16 protein-coding genes are annotated in these 14,419 nt (G+C 69.6%); 10 read left to right on the forward strand and 6 right to left on the reverse strand.

The features are described from left to right. The 3 genes from E0H92_RS11170 to E0H92_RS11180 all read right to left on the reverse strand — a co-directional run bounded on the left by E0H92_RS11170 (position 1) and on the right by E0H92_RS11180 (position 1,828). Positions 1-444, reverse strand: a complete 444-nt coding sequence (locus E0H92_RS11170) for a GNAT family N-acetyltransferase (RefSeq protein WP_338068850.1) — start codon at positions 442-444, stop codon at positions 1-3. 77 nt (positions 445-521) lie between these two features. Continuing rightward, the gene (locus E0H92_RS11175; RefSeq protein WP_131496157.1) at positions 522-1,187 is read right to left on the reverse strand and encodes a maleylpyruvate isomerase family mycothiol-dependent enzyme; all 666 of its coding nucleotides are present in this window, start codon (positions 1,185-1,187) and stop codon (positions 522-524) included. Beyond that, the gene (locus E0H92_RS11180) at positions 1,178-1,828 is read right to left on the reverse strand and encodes a pyridoxine/pyridoxamine 5'-phosphate oxidase (RefSeq protein ID WP_238153399.1); all 651 of its coding nucleotides are present in this window, start codon (positions 1,826-1,828) and stop codon (positions 1,178-1,180) included. Before E0H92_RS11180 ends, E0H92_RS11175 begins: the two co-directional genes overlap by 10 nt. 63 nt (positions 1,829-1,891) lie before the next feature. On the opposite strand from E0H92_RS11180, the gene E0H92_RS11185 reads away from it, so the two are divergent. The 7 genes from E0H92_RS11185 to E0H92_RS11215 are packed head-to-tail and all read left to right on the forward strand — an operon-like array spanning position 1,892 to position 7,146. Continuing rightward, a complete protein-coding gene (locus E0H92_RS11185) occupies positions 1,892-2,503 on the forward strand; it encodes a CGNR zinc finger domain-containing protein (RefSeq protein WP_131496158.1) in 612 nt (203 codons plus the stop codon). A 10-nt stretch (positions 2,504-2,513) separates the two neighbouring features. Further along, positions 2,514-3,197: a VOC family protein gene (locus tag E0H92_RS11190; RefSeq protein ID WP_131496159.1), complete on the forward strand. Its 684-nt coding sequence runs from the start codon at positions 2,514-2,516 to the stop codon at positions 3,195-3,197. Beyond that, a complete protein-coding gene (gene dapE, locus E0H92_RS11195) occupies positions 3,194-4,258 on the forward strand; it encodes a succinyl-diaminopimelate desuccinylase (RefSeq protein WP_131467304.1) in 1,065 nt (354 codons plus the stop codon). Before E0H92_RS11190 ends, dapE begins: the two co-directional genes overlap by 4 nt. Before the next feature lie 37 nt (positions 4,259-4,295). Next, positions 4,296-5,153 carry an LOG family protein gene (locus E0H92_RS11200; protein ID WP_131467305.1) on the forward strand — a complete coding sequence of 286 codons (858 nt, stop codon included), beginning with the start codon at positions 4,296-4,298 and terminating at the stop codon, positions 5,151-5,153. A gap of 54 nt (positions 5,154-5,207) precedes the next feature. Then, the gene (locus tag E0H92_RS11205; protein WP_238153429.1) at positions 5,208-6,125 is read left to right on the forward strand and encodes a DivIVA domain-containing protein; all 918 of its coding nucleotides are present in this window, start codon (positions 5,208-5,210) and stop codon (positions 6,123-6,125) included. Then, positions 6,125-6,589: an SRPBCC family protein gene (locus E0H92_RS11210; protein ID WP_131467307.1), complete on the forward strand. Its 465-nt coding sequence runs from the start codon at positions 6,125-6,127 to the stop codon at positions 6,587-6,589. The genes E0H92_RS11205 and E0H92_RS11210 overlap by 1 nt, the downstream gene beginning before the upstream one ends. Next, entirely contained in the window at positions 6,586-7,146 is a 561-nt protein-coding gene (locus E0H92_RS11215; RefSeq protein ID WP_131467308.1) for a DNA-3-methyladenine glycosylase I, read from the forward strand. The genes E0H92_RS11210 and E0H92_RS11215 overlap by 4 nt, the downstream gene beginning before the upstream one ends. A gap of 226 nt (positions 7,147-7,372) precedes the next feature. Here the strand turns inward: E0H92_RS11215 and E0H92_RS11220 are convergent, their stop codons facing one another. From E0H92_RS11220 to E0H92_RS11230, 3 genes are read right to left on the reverse strand one after another with little or no spacing between them, the layout of a single operon-like run. Beyond that, positions 7,373-9,490 carry an alpha/beta hydrolase-fold protein gene (locus E0H92_RS11220; protein ID WP_131496160.1) on the reverse strand — a complete coding sequence of 706 codons (2,118 nt, stop codon included), beginning with the start codon at positions 9,488-9,490 and terminating at the stop codon, positions 7,373-7,375. A gap of 54 nt (positions 9,491-9,544) precedes the next feature. Beyond that, positions 9,545-10,336, reverse strand: a complete 792-nt coding sequence (locus E0H92_RS11225; RefSeq protein WP_131467310.1) for an enoyl-CoA hydratase/isomerase family protein — start codon at positions 10,334-10,336, stop codon at positions 9,545-9,547. A gap of 32 nt (positions 10,337-10,368) precedes the next feature. Continuing rightward, on the reverse strand, positions 10,369-11,187 hold the full coding sequence (locus tag E0H92_RS11230) for a PaaX family transcriptional regulator (RefSeq protein WP_131467311.1): 819 nt from the start codon (positions 11,185-11,187) through the stop codon (positions 10,369-10,371). A 166-nt stretch (positions 11,188-11,353) separates the two neighbouring features. On the opposite strand from E0H92_RS11230, the gene E0H92_RS11235 reads away from it, so the two are divergent. The 3 genes from E0H92_RS11235 (at position 11,354) to E0H92_RS11245 (ending at position 14,314) form a co-directional block, all read left to right on the forward strand. After that, positions 11,354-11,521, forward strand: coding sequence for a DUF3117 domain-containing protein (locus E0H92_RS11235; RefSeq protein ID WP_012923066.1), 168 nt, complete (start codon positions 11,354-11,356; stop codon positions 11,519-11,521). A 201-nt stretch (positions 11,522-11,722) separates the two neighbouring features. Continuing rightward, on the forward strand, positions 11,723-13,174 hold the full coding sequence (locus E0H92_RS11240) for a leucyl aminopeptidase family protein (protein ID WP_238173375.1): 1,452 nt from the start codon (positions 11,723-11,725) through the stop codon (positions 13,172-13,174). Between the two features lie 183 nt (positions 13,175-13,357). Further along, positions 13,358-14,314, forward strand: coding sequence for a type IV toxin-antitoxin system AbiEi family antitoxin domain-containing protein (locus E0H92_RS11245; RefSeq protein ID WP_165549745.1), 957 nt, complete (start codon positions 13,358-13,360; stop codon positions 14,312-14,314). The last annotated feature ends 105 nt before the right edge of the window (positions 14,315-14,419 follow it).

Below are 14,419 nucleotides of genomic sequence, written 5' to 3' on the forward strand. Positions count from 1 at the left end.
TCAGCTCACGTTGAGTGGCTTGACCATCAGGAGGCAGGGGTTGTTTCCCCACAGGTCCTTCAGCTCTTCGAGGGGGAGGAAACCGGCGGCTCGGTAGAACGCGCGGGTTGCTGCGTAGCCGGCGTGTGGTCGTGAAGGGCCGAGTGTTTTGACCTGGAGGAGTTGGCATTCGGTGCGGCCCAGGTCTGTTATCAGTCGGTTGACCATCGCTGTACCGATGCCGCGCCGGTGCCAGTCGGGGGAGATCGCCATCAGGTGGATCTCGGCTGCCTCCGGGAAAGCCTTCGGTGTAGCAGTACGCCGACCGGCTCGTCGTCGGCGCGAGCGACCAGGCCGGGTAGCTCGCACGCCGATGCCACGGCGGGCGGCGTCTGATTTCGGTGCTCTTCTGCGCTGGGGCGGACCCCCAACACTCACCAACCTGCGCGGGTTGGGTGGTTGCACGCTTGGCGGTGGCTCTTGGGGTGCCGGCGGGTGGGGTTGGTGAGTGGTGCGGGTCCGCTGCGCCGGCGAGACGGGTTCTACGGCCAGGGGAGGAGTTCTGGGGTCGGGCCTGTGACGGGGGCTGGGGTTGGGCGGCCGGCGTACCAGGCGGTTAGGGCGGTGAAGGGGCCTTCGAGGGTGACTTCGTTGCCGGTGCCGTTGTCCCAGGTGTGGGTGGGGGACTTGAGGGTCAGGTGGGTGTTGTCGGGGGTGCGGGGGCGGAGGAAGTCCAGGAGGTGGAGGCAGAAGTCGTCGGACCAGGTGGTGGCGGTGATGCCGAGGTCGAGGTCTGTGGTGTGGATGGTGAGTTCGCGCCACGTCGCCTGGAGGCCTGCGGAGAGGTTGCTGTTGCGGTGCAGGATCGGGAGGGGCCAGTCGGTTGGGCCGACCTTCTCCCAGGAGGCGAGCAAGGTCGTGACGGCCTGCGTCAGGTGGGAGCGGAGCTCGGCGGCGGGGCGGTCGGCGCCGGCCTCGATCGCGGCGTCGCGTGCCGGGCGCCCACCGTCGTACACCTCGACGAGCCGGCCCTGCAGCGCCTCGTCGACCTGACGCGTCATCGCCTCGGAGAAGTTCGCGATATGGGTGATCACATGCCCGCGCGACCACCCGGGCAGGCCGGACGCGCCGCGGGCGGTGGCGTCGTCGAGGTCTGCCGTCACGGCCAGCAACTGGTCGGCGATCGCACGTACTTCGTTCAGGGCCACAGCAGCTCCTTCGTCCAGTTCTCGTCCAGGCGGTAACGCAGTCGCAGGTGCCGGCGGTCCGGGTCGGCCTGCCAGAACTCGACCTCGTCGGCACGCAGCGTGTACAGCGTCCAGTTCGGTGCGATCAGCTCGGGATCCGCGGCGATCCGGTCGGCCTGCTCCTGCGCCGCGGGATCGATGTCGGCGCGGTCCGCGAGTACGGCGCTCTGCCGCCCGACGAGCGCTTCCGCCCGGGCCGCGGGCGGGCGGAGCAGGAAGTCGCGGGCCGATTCCTCCGCCGGGGCGGGCACGACTCGCCCCGAGACACGGACCTGGCGACCAAGCGGGATCCAGTAGAACGTCAGAGCGGCGTACGGCGTGGTCTCGAGCTCCTCGCCCTTGCGGCTGGTCGACGACGACGCGAACTGCCAGCCGTCCTCCGTCACGTTCTTGAGGATCAGCACGCGCGCGTTCGGCCGTCCGTCGGCGCGGACCGTCGACAACGTGGCCGCACACGGCTCGACCACGTCACGGTCGATCGCTGCCAGCAACCACTCGACAAACAGCTGGTACGGCGTCTCGGGAGTCTGCGACGGATCCCACGACGGCGGGGTCCCGGTCAGCGTTGGTACGGCGCGGAGGCGGGTGCGGAGATCGCTCACGGTTCGAGACACTAGAGCACGAATCCACATGCCATCAATCGAATATCCCATTAGGATCATCACATGACCACGCTGGCCTTCGCTCTGGCCGCCACGATCAGGCACGACGGGCACGGCGGCGTCGCGGACCTCCTGTCGACGCCGGAGCAGACCGCCGCGTGGCTGAACCAGCACGAGACCCTGGTCGCGGAGGTGCTGGGGGACGGGTTGGGGAGGGTTTCCCACCCGATTCGGGAAGAAATCCTCCCCAACGCTCGGGAGGAGCTAGTTCGCATGCGGGGTGCGGTGCGGGCGTTGTTTGCTCGGGCGGTTGCGCCCGGGGCTCCTAGTACGGCGGACGCCGGGCGACTGATGGGGGTCGAGGACGCGCTGCGGATCGTGAACCGGGCGGCGGAGGCGTTGGGGTGCGAGCAGTTGGAGTGGGTGGAGGGCGCGGCTCCGGCGACCAAGCGCGTGCCGCGGACCGCGGATCCGGTCGCGTTGCTCGTGGGGGCGGTTGGGCGGTCGGCGATCGACTTTCTGGTGGGGCCGGATCGCGCGCGGTTGCGGGCGTGCCCGGCCGCGCGGTGTGTGAAGTACTTCCTGCAGGACGACCCGCGGCAGACGTGGTGTTCGCCGGCGTGCGGGAATCGCGAGCGGGTGAACCGGCACTACCGGAAACGGACCGCCGGATAATCTGTGCGGTATGAGCGTCGCGCGGTTCAAGGACCTGTGTGTGGACGTGGCGAGCCCGAGCGGGATGGCCGCCTTCTGGGGACAGGCGATCGGGCTGACCGTGCCGGCCGACAACCCGAACGTGCTCGTCGGGGACCTCCCGGAGAAGACCATCTGGATGTGCAAGGTCCCGGAGCCGAAGACCGTGAAGAACCGTGTGCACCTCGACGTGATCACCGGTGCCGTCGCGGACCTCGAACGCTCCGGCGCGACGGTCCTCTCCCCGGAGACGCCGGACCAGCAGTGGACGGTGCTAACCGACCCGGAGGGCGGTGAGTTCTGCGGGTTCGTCCGCGAGACGGTCCCGGCGTACCGGCTGATGGAGCTGATCGTCGACTCGGCCGACCCGGAGGCGCAGGCCCGGTGGTGGGCGAACGTCGTCGGCGGCGACTTCTCGAGTCGCGAGGGCCGGCCGTACCACTGGCTCGAGAACGTCCCCGGTCTGCCGTTCCGGTACTGGGTCTTCAACCCGGTCCCGGAGCCGAAGACGGTCAAGAACCGCGTGCACTGGGATGTCACCGCACCCGCCCTGCAGCCCGTGCTCGACGCTGGTGCGACACTGCTGCGGCCCAAGGACGACGAGATCGGCTGGAACGTCTGCGCCGACCCCGAGGGCAACGAATTCTGCGTGTTCCTGCCCCCGGAGGCTCCATGAAGCTCGATCTGACCGTGTCCGCGTCCGACCTGACCGAGGCGCTGGTCAACGTCTCCTCGGTCAGCGGCACGGAGGAGAAGCTCGCGGACAAGGTCGAGAAGGCGCTCTCGGCGTACTCGCACCTGAAGGTCTTCCGGCACGGCAACACCGTCGTCGCCCGCACCGACCTCGGCCGCGCCGAGCGCGTCGTCCTCGCCGGTCACCTCGACACAGTGCCGCTCAACGACAACCTCCCGGCCCGCCGCGCCGACGGGCTGATCCACGGCCTCGGCGCGTGCGACATGAAGGGCGGCGTCGCGGTCGGGCTGCGGCTCGCCGCGACCCTCGACGCGCCGAACCGGGACGTCACGTACGTGTTCTACGACTGCGAGGAGATCGAAGCTGAGCGGAACGGCCTGTTCAAGCTGACCCGCTCCAACCCGGAGCTGCTCGAAGGCGTGTTCGCGGTCGTGATGGAGCCGTCGAACGCGGTCGTCGAGGCCGGCTGCCAGGGCACGATGCGGATCGAGGTGACCACCCGCGGCGAGCGGGCGCACTCGGCCCGGTCGTGGATGGGGTCGAACGCGATCCACACGGCGGGTGAGGTGCTCGCGCGCCTCCAGGCGTACGAACCGCGACGGGTGCCGATCGACGGCCTCGAGTACCGCGAGGGGCTGAACGCGGTCGCGATCACGGGCGGTGTCGCCGGCAACGTCGTACCGGATCTGTGCACGGTGACGATCAACTACCGGTTCGCGCCGAACCGGTCCGAGGAGGAGGCCGAGGCGCATCTGCGTGAGGTCTTCGAGGGGTACGACGTGGTGGTCACGGACTCCGCCCCGGGCGGGCTGCCGGGGCTCGAGCGACCGGCCGCGGCGGCGTTCCTGCAGGTGGTGGGCGGGGAGCCGCAGCCGAAGTTCGGGTGGACGGACGTGGCCCGGTTCACGCTGCTCGGCGTACCGGCGGTGAACTACGGGCCGGGCGACCCGCTGTACGCGCACAAGCAGGACGAGTTCGTTCCCGAGGCCGAGATCGAGCTGTGTGAACAGCGGCTGAGGAGTTGGTTGACAGACCGCGCGTGAACGCGCCCGGTTACCGGCCAGGCAATAACCTGGAGGCATGTCAGAACCATCGATCCACCCCGACCGTCCGGTCGGCCAGCAGCAGCGCGGGCCGGTCACGATGCGGCGGAACCAGGTGCAGCACTCGACCTCCGAGCAGCGGCTGCTGGACAGCCGCGGGCCGTCGGACTGGGTGCACACCGACCCGTGGCGGGTGCTGCGGATCCAGTCGGAGTTCATCGAAGGCTTCGGCATGCTGGCCGAGCTCGGCGCGGCGATCAGCGTGTTCGGGTCGGCGCGGACCAAGGTGGACGACCCGATGTACGGCGCCGCCGAGGAGTTCGGGCGGAAACTGGTCGAGGCCGGGTACGCCGTGATCACCGGCGGCGGACCGGGTGTGATGGAGGCCGCGAACAAGGGCGCGTCCGAGGCCGGCGGGGTGTCGGTCGGGCTCGGTATCGAGCTGCCCTTCGAGAACGGCCTGAACGAGTGGGTCGACATCGGGATGAACTTCCGGTACTTCTTCACCCGGAAGACGATGTTCGTGAAGTACGCCCAGGGGTTCGTGGTGATGCCGGGCGGGTTCGGCACGCTGGACGAGATGTTCGAGGCGCTCACGCTGGCGCAGACCCGGAAGGTCACGTCGTTCCCGGTCGTCCTGTTCGGTACGTCGTACTGGGGCGGGCTGGTCGACTGGCTGCGGACCACGATGCTCGAGGACGGGAAGATCTCGGCCGCCGACCTGGAGATGTTCGTCGTCACCGACGACGTCGACGAGGCGATCAGCTACATCGTCAAGGCCGGCGAACTCGCCGACGAGGCCGCCGAGGAAGCCGCCCAGGAGGCCGCGCGCGAGGTCGACGCGGCGAACGACCCGGCCCGCCGAGCACACCGTCTCGGCTCGGACGGGAGCTGAATTGCCGGGGGTTTTCGCGGTTGACTCGCCGGGCATGGCACGATCGGTCCCGTGATGTGGTTCTTCGGGCTGATCGTGGTGCTGTTGATCGGGGCTGTCGCGGTAGTCGCCTCGGGTCGTTGGGGTGCCATGAGCACGGCGTACGACGACCGGCCCGACATGACCGTGCCGGCCCGGCAGGCGCTCACGTCGACCGATATCGAGTCGGCGCGGTTCGCGGTCGGGGTGCGCGGCTACCGGATGGACGAGGTCGACACGCTGCTCGAACGGGTCGCGAAGGAGGTCGCCGAACGTGACCGCCGGATCGCCGACCTGGAGCGTGCGGTCGCCCCGATCGTCGAGGCGCCGGACGGGCACGGGTTCAGCTCCCGCCCGTACGACCCGGCCGAGTTCGAGGACACCGGAACGCAGCAGCCGATCCTGGTCGGCGGCGCCTTCCCGGACCCCGCCATCCAGCCCACTCCAGCAGCCGAGCCCAAGGACCCAGAGGAGTCCGCCGGGTCAGAGGCGGCTGAGGCAGCGGACACTGAGTCGGATGTCGCGACCGGTGCTGACGAGGCGGATGACGAGCCGGAGACGACCGAGTTGCCGCGGGCGGTCCAGGCAGCTGCCGATGAGTACGAGCGTCTCCAGGCGGAGGCTCGCGCCGTACTGGAAGCTCAGTCCCAACCGGTGACCCCACGCCGTACGCCGGCACCGCATCAGCAACCGCCCGCTCAGCAGAACCACCAGCCGGACTCAGCCCCCGCAGAGCCTCCCGCAGAGCCCCCCGCCCCCCACTGGACGTCGCTGCCGCCTGAGCAGACGCCGGACGAGCCCACCGCCGCACAGCAGCCACCCGCGGACCAGCCGGCCCAGAAGCAGCAGGCGCAGGAGCAGGAGGGTCAGGGGGAGCAGGGGGATGAGGAAGGGTGGCGGTTTTGGCCGCCTGCGGATCAGCAGGGTGAAGGGGCGTATCAGCGCCCGAGCTGATGGACGCGACGAGGAGCTGTCACGCGGAGGCGTCGATCGGGTTGCGGCTGGCGCCTGAGGTCGCCTGGGACGTGGTGATGGACTGGGAGCGCCAGTCCCGCTGGATGCTGTTCACGCGCGTCTGGTCGACCGAGAACGACGGTGTCGGCGTCGGCGGGGGAGTCGCGGCGCGGACTTCTGTCGGTGGCGTCGGGTTCACTGACGACATGGTCATCACACACTGGGATCCGCCGCGCGAGTGCACGGTGAAACATCTCGGCAAGCTCGTCCGCGGCACCGGGACGTTCGCCATCGAGCCGCGAGCGCTCCGCGGCGAGCCGGTCGGCAGCACGTTCACCTGGTCGGAGGACGTCGTACCGCCGCTCGGTCGCCTGGGGGCGTTCGCCTGGCCGGTGGTGCGCCCGGCGTTCGAGGTGATGATGCGGATCTCGCTGCGGCGGTTGGTCAAGGAGGCCGGCGCATGACGGTCGTCGGTCCGGACGGTCAGCCGCGCTGCGGCTGGGCGACGTCCGCACCGGAGTACGTCGAGTATCACGACACCGAGTGGGGCAAGGAGATCCGCAGCGATGTCGCGCTGTTCGAGCGGATGACGCTCGAGGGGTTCCAGTCGGGGCTGTCGTGGATCACGATCCTGCGCAAACGGGAGAACTTCCGCGCCGCGTTCGCGCGGTTCGATCCGGAGACGATCGCGAAGTTCGACGACGCGGATTTCGACCGGTTGATGGCCGATCCGGGCATCGTCCGCAACCGGCTGAAGATCAACGCGACGATCTCCAACGCGCGGGCGCTGCTCGAGCTGGCCGACGGCGAGTTCACCGACCTGCTGTGGTCGTTCCGGCCGGCGAAGCACGCGGTCCCGAAGACGCTGGCCGACGTACCGGCCACGACGCCGGAGTCCGTGGCGATGTCGAAGGCCTTGAAGAAGAAGGGTTTCGTCTTCGTCGGACCCACCACGGCGTACGCGTTGATGCAGGCCACGGGCATCGTGAACGACCACCTGAAGACCTGTATAGCCCGGTAATCCGCGTGCACGTGCAGAAGCCTTTTGCAGATGCAAAAGGTACTTTGGCGGAATCAAAAGACAAACGGCTGAACGAGTTGTGCTTCGGGCACTGAACGTGATGAGGTGTTCAGCGGGCTCCCCGACTGTCAGGTGGTTGTCCGGCCGTGACTCGCCCTGCCGGAACGTGGTCGTGGAGCCCACCAAACGTTGGAGGGTGTCCGGTGAAGCTGCCCCGGACACCCCGCTACGGCAGCGTGTTCGTGCCGTCCGCGGTGAACGCCGTTCGGAACACATCGGTTCCGGTCAGACCGGACAGTTGGGTGCCGGCTGAGGTCGTCGTCAGGTACAGATTCGCTTCGGCGTAAGCATCTGCCGCGTCATCGTCCGCCGTACCGAACTGTCGCGTCCAGCTGCGCGCATGGTCCGGCGAGTACTTCGTCAGTACGCCGTCGAACTTGCCCAGTGGTGTCTCCAACGATCCGTCCGTGAAGCCGCCGACGTACACGGCACCGCCCGCATCCACTGCCACCGCGGCGCCCTTGTCGTTGCCGGTCGTCCCGATCTGATCCCGCCACGTCAGTACGCCGTCTGCGTCGGCGCGCGCGACCAGGATGTCCTTGTCGCCGACCAACGGGCCGGCGAAATCGCCTGCCGTGTAACCGGTCAGATAGACCCCACCCGTCGGATCAGCGGCGACGCCCCACACCTCGTCGGAGGCAGCAGTGCCGAGCTGTTTCGTCCACACCGGATCGCCGCCGGCCGAGTAGCGCGCGAGGAATCCGTCGATCCCGCCGGCCGACGTACCGAGTTCGCCGGCCGTCATCCCGGCCAGGTAGACCGCGCCGCCCGAGACCGCGACGGACATGCCCTTGTCCTCGCCCGCACTGCCGGTCTGCCGCAACCACACCTGCTTCCCGTCCGCGTCGAGCCGCGCGACGAACACGTCCTTGTCGCCCTGATTCGCCCCGCCCAGCGCGCCTTTCGTGTAACCGCCGACGTACACCGCGGTCCCGTCGACGGCTACCGAGTAGCTCCGATCCGCCACCCCTGGTACGCCGAACTGCGTCAGCCACCGGCGATTCCCGTCGGCGTCGTACTGCGCCGCGAACGCGTCGTCCGTGGCGTTCCCCGCATGCGCGCCGTCCAGGTCGCCGTTCGTGTAGCCGGTCACCACGACCCGCCCGTCGGCGTCGACCCCAACGCCGTACGCGCGTTCTGTGCCGGCGGTTCCCAGCGATCGCGTCCACTCCCGCGATCCGTCGGCGCGATACTTGATCAGCGCGACGTCCGTGCCGCCGGCGTACGGCTGCCCGTCCAGCGCGCCCGCCGCCGCGACCGCCTGATAAATGTTGCCTGAGGCATCTGTTGCGGTTCCGCCCGCGCGGTCCTCGCCCGGCGTCCCGGTGATCACGGCCCGCATCGGCGTGGCGGGCGGCTTCCCGAGGTACTGGAAGATGTACTTCGCGCCTTCGGCGAACGTCGGCCCCCACACGTCCCAGTCGTGCCCTCCGTCGACGACCCGGAACTCCGACGTGAGGGTCGGCACCCGCGCCGCCTGGTTGAACACCACATGCGTCTCGAAGTCGAGGTCGTGGGTGGCGTCGATCGGCTTCGGGTTCTTGTACTCGTCGTCGCCGACCGCGAGGAACAGATGCGACCGCAACCCGGTCGCCGCGAACGACTTCAGCGCGGCGGGCCAGTTCAGCTTCAGGTACGTCGACTCGACGAACGGGTCCTGACCCTTGCCGAAGGCACCGAAATCGCGGGTGCTCGAATCGCTCGGCGGCAGCGGGAAGTACGCGGCCGGGCTGAGGGCGATCGCCGCGCCGAACACGTCCGGGTGCGCCAGCGAGTACCGGAGCGCGCCGGCGCCGCCCATCGAGTAACCGGCGACGGCGCGGCCGGTGCGGTCCGCGATGGTGCGGTACTTCGCGTCGATCTGCGGCACCAGGTCCTTGAAGAACGCGGTCTCGACCGGTCGTCCCGGATCGGATCCCTTGTACGCCGAGTCGACGTACCAGCTGGCCCGGCTGCTCCACGGCGCGTCCGGCATGATCGCGATCGTCGGCGGGATCTCGCCGTTCCCGATCAGCTTGTCCAGGCGGCTCTTGACCTGCGTCCAGGCGCTCATCGAGTCCCCGCGCCCGTGCAGCAGGTAGATGACCGGGTAGCGCCGGTCCGAGGCGTCGTACCCGGCGGGGAGGTAGACGTTGTAGTTGATGTCCTCGCCGAGCGTCGCCGACCGCACTGCGGCGGGTTGGATGACTCCCGGCTCGGCGGTCGGCGCGGCGGTGGATCCGGGGACGACGAGGCTCCCGACCAGCGTGGCGGCGGTCAGGACCGGTAGCAGCAGTTTCCTCACACGTCAGGTTGTAATCGCTTACGTAAACGATTACAAGAGGCTGGACCCGTGGTATCAGCGGCCGGTGAAGGTGGGTTTCTGTTTGGCCACGAAGGACTCCACCGCGTTGTGGTGGTCTTCCGTGGCGCCGGTTTCCTGCATCTTTCCGGCCTCGAAGACCAGGGCCTCGGCGAGCGTGTGGCTTGCCGAGTAGCCGAGGGACTGGCGGACGGCGCCGTACGCGACTGTGGGGCCGGCTGCGAGTTTGGCGGCCAGTTCGGCGACGGCGGTCTCGAGGTCGGCGGCAGGGACGACCGAGGTGGCCAGGCCCAGGTCGAGGGACTCGGCGGCGGGGACGGTCCGCGGGAAGTAGAGCAGCTCAAGTGCCTTCGCGTGCCCGATCAGGCGGGGCAGCGTCCAGGAGATCCCGGTATCGCAGGACAGCGCGATACCGGTGAACGCGAGGTTGAAACCCGCGGTGTCGGCGACGACACGGAAGTCGCACGCGAACGCCATCGACGCGCCGGCGCCGGCCGCCACGCCGTTGATCGCCGCGATCACCGGCTTCGGCATCTCGGCGAGCGCGAGCGCGATCGGCGCGAAATGGTCCGGCACTGTGCTCCACAGCGCCGCCTGGTCGTTGGCCTGCAGCAGCCCGATGTGCTCCTTCAGGTCCTGCCCGACACAGAACGCCCGGCCGGTCCCGGTCAGTACGACGACGCGCACGGCCGGGTCGTCGGCGGCAGCCAGGATCGTGTCGCGGAGCTGCACCTTGGTCGGCGTGTCGAGCGCGTTCATCGCATCCGGCCGGTTCAGGGTGACCGTCGCGACACCCGCGTCGACGGTGTACAAAACGGAATCACTCATCGTGGTCAGCTCCTTGACGGTCAGTGAGATTTTCAGTGCTGTGTCAGGCAGTCGTCGACGAAACGCCCGGCCGCGGGGCCCAATCGTTCCGCATGGAAATCGAAGAACGCGGCCGCCTTCGTCCCGGCCCAGTCGGCCGGCAGCAGCTCGTCCGGCAGGCCCGGATCCCGGAACAGGAACTTGCGCCACTCGTGCACCAGTTCCGACCGGACGGCGAACGCCTGCTCGTCGCCGGTTTCCGTGCCGGCCGCGTCCACCAGGGCCTTCGCCTCGATCAGCCAGGCGTCGTACGACGCGCCGAGCTCGTCGAGTTTCCAGACCCGCCGGGCGAACTCGACCGCGCCGGCGTCGACCGGGGCCCGGAACCGGTCCGCGGCGATGCCCTCCAGGCCCAGGATCTGGTCCACCTCGGCGTCGTTGCGCAGCCCGACCCACGCGCCGTCGGACAGCGGAGCCCAACCCAGAAAGGAGAGTTGGCTCGCCAGCTGCTCGCGGCGCCGGGCGTTCGGGACCTCGCGGAGAATGCCCAGGTGCCAGTGCCGGTCCCAGTCGCCCGGTCCCTCCGAACCGGTCTCCACCGGCGTGCCGTCGGGCGTGGTCCGGTAGATGCGCGCGGCGGCGTCGTCGAGGCGGCGACGCGCCCGGGATGTCAGCGCGTACCCGGGCTGGCCGTCGATCCTGACCGGCTCCAGCCAGCCCTGCCGGACCATCCGCGAGACGGCGGTCCGGACCGCGGGCGGGTGGACCCCGAGCGGTGCGAGCAGCAGTACGAGAGCCGCGACCGGGGCCTGCGCACCTCGCGCGCGCAGGTGGTCGCCGTACAGGTCGAAGAGGGCTGAACGGGCGTGCACAAGACTCGAGTCTGCCGTATGGTGCACGGCTCTGGCCCGGGATCGGGAATAATGGGGTCCGATACACACTGCGATACGCGCCGACGGCGCATCACCGCAACGGCGCCGGTCACGGTTCCCAGCGCGGTGTCGTCGCTCAACACCGACACTGGGAAGGGGTGCGCGCATGGCGGCGATGAAGCCGCGGACGGGCGATGGTCCGCTCGAGGTCACCAAGGAGGGCCGCGGGATCGTGATGCGGGTTCCGCTCGAGGGCGGCGGCCGGCTCGTCGTCGAGCTGAACGCCGACGAAGCGACCGAGCTCGGCAACGCACTGAAGGCCGTCGTCGGCTGATCACGTCCTCCGGGGGTGTGTCCGCGCCCCTTACCTACATCATTCCGACCCCGGTGGGTGCCCTTTGCGGCACCGGCCGGGGTCGTTACGGTTGCCTAGCTCATATCTGATCAAACAGTGAGGTTCGACCCAGTGGCTCGCCGTGGTAGTTCGTCTCCTTTTCCCAGTCTTCCGGTCGTTGCCTGGCAGCCGGGTCTGCCGGTGCACGGGTCGTCGACGTGGGTTGTCGTCGTCGGTGACCAGGACGGCCTGCCGGCCGCCGCGAAGGAGGCCGGAGGGCGGCTCGGCGTCGACCTCGACCGGCTGCTGGAGGTGCAGCGCGCGACTGGGTTCACCCCGTCCGCCGGCGCGACCGCGACGTACCCGCTGCTGACCGGTGAGGTGACCGAGATCCTGCTGGTCGGGGCCGGTGACGGGAGCGCCAAGGACCTGCGACACGCCGGGGCGGCGATCGCGCGGTTCGGCCGCGGCAAGGACGAGCTGACCACCGTCGTTGCCGAGGGCATCGATGACGCGGCGCTGCAGGCGTTCGCCGAGGGCGTCGTCCTCGGCTCGTTCTCGTACACCCAGAAGACCGTCGACGCGGGGAAGCCCGCCGTCGGCACCGTCACGCTGACCGACGGATCGGCGGACAAGCGGCAGCCGGTGATCGATCGCGGTGTCGTGATCGGGCGCACCGGCTGGCTCGCGCGGCAGCTCGCGATCACCCCGTCGAACGAGAAGGACCCGGCCTGGCTGGCCGCGCGGGCGACCGAGGTGGCCGCCGCGACCGGTCTCGAGGTGACGGTCTGGGACGAGAAGAAGCTCGCCGCCGACGGGTTCGGCGGCATCCTCGCGGTCGGCCAGGGCTCGACCCGCCCGCCGCGGCTGATCCGCCTCGACTACGTGCCGAAGGGCGCGACCAAGAAGACGCCGTACGTCGTCCTTGTCGGCAAGGGCATCACCTACGACACCGGCGGCCTGTCGCTGAAGCCGCGCGAGGGCATGGTGTCGATGAAGCGCGACATGACCGGCGGCGGCTCCGTGATCGCGACCCTGTCGGCGCTGCGCGACCTCGGCGCGAACGTCCGCGTGACCGGTCTGGTCTGCGCCGCGGAGAACATGCCGTCCGGTACGGCGTACCGCCCGGACGACGTGATCCGGCACTTCGGCGGCCGCACCACCGAGGTGAAGAACACCGACGCCGAGGGCCGTCTGGTCCTCGCCGACGGGCTCGCGTACGCCGTGCAGGAGCTGAAGCCCGACGTACTCGTCGACATCGCCACGCTGACCGGCGCGATCAAGGTGTCGCTCGGCGCGATGCTGTACGGCGGGATGTTCGCGACCGACGACGCGCTCGCGGACAACCTCGCGGACGCCGGCCGGGTGTCCGGTGAGGAACTGTGGCGGATGCCGTTGCCGGCCGAGTACGAAGACCTGATCTCGACGCCGATCGCCGATTCGGTGAACAGCTCGAAGGGTCCGGGCTCGATCACCGCGGCGCTGTTCCTGAAGGCGTTCGCCGGCGACCTGCCGTGGGCGCACCTCGACCTGTCGTCGATCGCCGAGTCGCCGGCCGACCGCTTCGAGTACTCGATCGGCGCAACCGGCGCCGGCGCCCGCCTACTCAGCACCTGGCTGGCCTCCGACACGCCAACCTCCGGCATCGGCTGACCCCCGCACCCCCCGCACCCCGCACCCCCAGCCGCATTTGGTGGGTTGGCGTCCGAGATGCAGGGTTTGCATCCCGGATCTCGGACGCAAACCCGGCATCTGATGGGTGGACCCACGAGAGGGCTATCCACAGATTGCGGTCACGGGCAGCGGGGGAGTGCGCCTGGGCCCGATGCTGGGGGGGTGAATCCTCGACTGAAGACGATCGCGGCCGGGCAGGGCGGTGTGGTCAGCAGAGCGCAGGCGATGAGCGCCGGTTACACCCGGGAGCAGATCAGTCGACGGCTTGGCGACGGGCGCTGGGAGCGGATTCGGTATGGGCAGTACGCCGAGTGCCTGGATCTGCGCGACCTGCCGCCTTGGGAACGCGAGCTCCTCCGTCACCGGCGCCTGGTCCACGCCGCCGTGAACTCCATGTGCCCGGGATCCGCAGTCGTGAGTCACCACTCCGCGCTGGTCATGCACGGCGTACCGGTCTGGCAGGCTGACCTGTCCGAGGTTCAGTTGACGCGTGCGGCCGGCATGCGGAGCGGGCCGAAGACCGGAGTGCGTCACCACCGATCGAGGCTCGGTGCTTCGGACGCGACAGCCGTCGCCGGGCTCGCCGTGACCGCCTTGACCCGGGCAGTGGTCGAGGTCGCCGGTACGTCGTCGTTCGAGGCGGCGGTGGTCAGCGCCGACGCGGCGTTCCGGCGACCGGAGGTGAGTGCGGACGAGCTGCTCCGGCTGCGCGAGGTCACGCACAACTGGCCGGGCGGCCCGCGGATTCGTGCGGTGCTCGACTTCGCCGATGCTCAGGCCGAGTCCGTCGGCGAGACCCGGCTGCGGCTCCTCTTCCACAACGAGGGCATGCCGGTGCCGGTGCTGCAGGCGGAGTTCGCGGATGCCGACGGCTTCATCGGACGCGTGGACTTCTACTTCCCCGAGTACAACACCGTCGTCGAGTTCGACGGCCTGGCGAAGTACGGGGAGGGGACTCGTGAGGCGGTGATCCGCGAGAAGCTGCGCGAAGACCGCCTCCGGGCCTTGGGGCTGGAGGTCGTCCGGATCACCTGGGCAGACCTCGAGCATCCGGCGCGTACGGCGATGCGCATCCGGCAGGCGTTCGCCCGCGCCCGCCGTACCCCGCTCGCCAGCTGACACCGCCCCCCACGCCGGTCGGCGAACCCGACCGTGCTCCTCGCGATCCCCAGCATCTGGTGGGTTGGCGTCCGAGATGCCGGGTTTGCGTCCCGGATCTCGGAC

The organism is Kribbella speibonae (assembly GCF_004331375.1).
In the GTDB taxonomy this organism is placed as follows: Bacteria; Actinomycetota; Actinomycetes; order Propionibacteriales; family Kribbellaceae; genus Kribbella; species Kribbella sindirgiensis.

Excerpts from the sequence above, each read along its gene's own strand:
- E0H92_RS11215 (WP_131467308.1), top strand. The coding sequence starts at position 6,586 with ATGACGGTCGTCGGTCCGGACGGTCAGCCGCGCTGCGGCTGGGCGACG.
- E0H92_RS11210 (WP_131467307.1), top strand. The coding sequence starts at position 6,125 with ATGGACGCGACGAGGAGCTGTCACGCGGAGGCGTCGATCGGGTTGCGG.
- E0H92_RS11235 (WP_012923066.1), top strand. The coding sequence starts at position 11,354 with ATGGCGGCGATGAAGCCGCGGACGGGCGATGGTCCGCTCGAGGTCACC.
- E0H92_RS11225 (WP_131467310.1), bottom strand. The coding sequence starts at position 10,336 with ATGAGTGATTCCGTTTTGTACACCGTCGACGCGGGTGTCGCGACGGTC.
- E0H92_RS11185 (WP_131496158.1), top strand. The coding sequence starts at position 1,892 with ATGACCACGCTGGCCTTCGCTCTGGCCGCCACGATCAGGCACGACGGG.
- dapE (WP_131467304.1), top strand. The coding sequence starts at position 3,194 with ATGAAGCTCGATCTGACCGTGTCCGCGTCCGACCTGACCGAGGCGCTG.
- E0H92_RS11190 (WP_131496159.1), top strand. The coding sequence starts at position 2,514 with ATGAGCGTCGCGCGGTTCAAGGACCTGTGTGTGGACGTGGCGAGCCCG.
- E0H92_RS11205 (WP_238153429.1), top strand. The coding sequence starts at position 5,208 with ATGTGGTTCTTCGGGCTGATCGTGGTGCTGTTGATCGGGGCTGTCGCG.
- E0H92_RS11200 (WP_131467305.1), top strand. The coding sequence starts at position 4,296 with ATGTCAGAACCATCGATCCACCCCGACCGTCCGGTCGGCCAGCAGCAG.